The sequence below is a fragment of the Clostridium chromiireducens genome (assembly GCF_003575225.1).
In the GTDB taxonomy this organism is placed as follows: domain Bacteria; phylum Bacillota; class Clostridia; order Clostridiales; family Clostridiaceae; genus Clostridium; species Clostridium chromiireducens.
This window is the reverse complement of record NZ_QXDJ01000003.1, coordinates 1-2,438: the sequence shown is the minus strand read 5'-3', so window position 1 is coordinate 2,438 and position 2,438 is coordinate 1. Positions and strand designations below refer to the sequence as shown.

Genomic DNA, 2,438 nt, shown 5'->3' with positions numbered 1-2,438 from the left:
ATCTTGAGGTGGGCTTCACACTTAGATGCTTTCAGCGTTTATCCCTTCCCGACTTAGCTACCCAGCTATGCTTCTGGCGAAACAACTGGTACACCATAGGTCAGTCCATCCCGGTCCTCTCGTACTAAGGACAGCTCCTCTCAAATTTCCTACGCCCGCGACGGATAGGGACCGAACTGTCTCACGACGTTCTGAACCCAGCTCGCGTGCCGCTTTAATGGGCGAACAGCCCAACCCTTGGGACCTACTTCAGCCCCAGGATGCGACGAGCCGACATCGAGGTGCCAAACCTCCCCGTCGATGTGAACTCTTGGGGGAGATCAGCCTGTTATCCCCGAGGTAGCTTTTATCCGTTGAGCGATGGCCCTCCCACGAGGTACCACCGGATCACTAAGCCCGACTTTCGTCCCTGCTCCACTTGTAGGTGTCGCAGTCAGGCTCCCTTCTGCCTTTGCACTCTTCGAACGATTTCCGACCGTTCTGAGGGAACCTTTGGGCGCCTCCGTTACATTTTAGGAGGCGACCGCCCCAGTCAAACTGCCCACCTAACAATGTCCTGTCACCAGTTTCATGGCATCCAGTTAGAACTTCAATACTATCAGGGTGGTATCCCAACAACGACTCCACTAAGGCTGACGCCCTAGTTTCCCAGTCTCCCACCTATCCTGTACAGACAATACCGAAATTCAATGCTAAGCTACAGTAAAGCTCTACGGGGTCTTTCCGTCCAATCGCGGGTAGCGAGCATCTTCACTCGCACTACAACTTCGCCGGATTTGCAGTTGAGACAGTGCACAAGTCATTACGCCATTCGTGCGGGTCAGAACTTACCTGACAAGGAATTTCGCTACCTTAGGACCGTTATAGTTACGGCCGCCGTTTACTGGGGCTTAAGTTCACACCTTCGCGTTACCACTAAGTGTTCCCCTTAACCTTCCAGCACCGGGCAGGCGTCAGCCCCTATACATCAGCTTTCGCTTTAGCAGAGACCTGTGTTTTTGTTAAACAGTTGCTTGTGCCTATTCTCTGCGGCCTGATTTCTCAGGCACCCCTTCTCCCGAAGTTACGGGGTCAATTTGCCTAGTTCCTTAACTGCAATTCTTCCGTCGGCCTTAGGATTCTCTCCTCATCTACCTGTGTCGGTTTGCGGTACGGGCACTACTTCTCTCTCTAGATGCTTTTCTTGGAAGCATGAAATCAGATACTTCGGTTCCGTAGAACCTTCCCCATCACGCCTCAGAATTGCCAGAGCGGATTTGCCTACTCTGACTCCCTTAACGCTTAGACCAGCATCCAATAGCTGGCACATCCTATCCTTCTCCGTCACACCATCGATAATAACGATTATAGTGGTATTGGAATATCAACCAATTGTCCATCGACTACGCCTTTCGGCCTCGCCTTAGGTCCCGACTAACCCTGAGAAGACAAACTTTACTCAGGAAACCTTAGATATTCGGCCTGTAGGATTCTCGCCTACATCTCGCTACTAATGCCAACATTCTCACTCGTAATCAGTCCACCGCTCCTTACGGTACGACTTCAGCCCGATTACGACGCTCCTCTACCGCTCACACATAAGTGTGAACCCGTAGCTTCGGTGGTAAGTTTGAGCCCCGGACATTTTCGGCGCAGGATCTCTTGACTAGTGAGCTATTACGCACTCTTTTAATGAGTGGCTGCTTCTAAGCCAACATCCTAGTTGTCTTAGAAATCCCACATCCTTTTCCACTTAACTTACACTTTGGGACCTTAGCTGACGATCTGGGCTGTTTCCCTTTTGACCATGGAACTTATCTTTCACAGTCTGACTGCCGGACTGATAGTATATGGCATTCGGAGTTTGATAAGGTTCGGTAAGCGCTATGCCCCCTAGCCTATTCAGTGCTCTACCTCCACTACTCACATTTTCCGACGCTAGCCCTAAAGCTATTTCGAGGAGAACCAGCTATATCCGAGTTCGATTGGAATTTCTCCGCTATCCACAGCTCATCCCATGCTTTTTCAACAGCAACGTGGTTCGGTCCTCCACGAGGTTTTACCCTCGCTTCAACCTGGCCATGGATAGGTCACCCGGTTTCGGGTCTACAGCATGCAACTAGTCGCCCTATTAAGACTCGGTTTCCCTTCGGCTCCGTACCTTAAGTACTTAACCTTGCTACATACCGTAACTCGTTGGCTCGTTCTACAAAAAGCACATCATCACACACATAAGGTGCTTTGATCGGTTGTAGGCACATGGTTTCAGGTTCTATTTCACTCCCCTCCCGGGGTTCTTTTCACCTTTCCCTCACGGTACTGCTTCACTATCGGTCATCAGGTAGTATTTAGCCTTGGGAGGTGGTCCTCCCTGCTTCCCACAAGGTTTCACGTGTCTCGTGGTACTCTGGTGCAGAACTGATTATCATAGTTTTCACTTACGGGACTATTACCCCCTA

At 50.5% G+C, this 2,438-nt stretch carries 1 rRNA gene (running past one end of the window); it reads right to left on the bottom strand.

The annotated features are described in order from the left end of the window. Positions 1–2,438: ribosomal RNA gene (locus D2A34_RS11320) — 23S ribosomal RNA — on the bottom strand (its annotated part extends 143 nt beyond the left edge of the window); the annotation flags it as partial.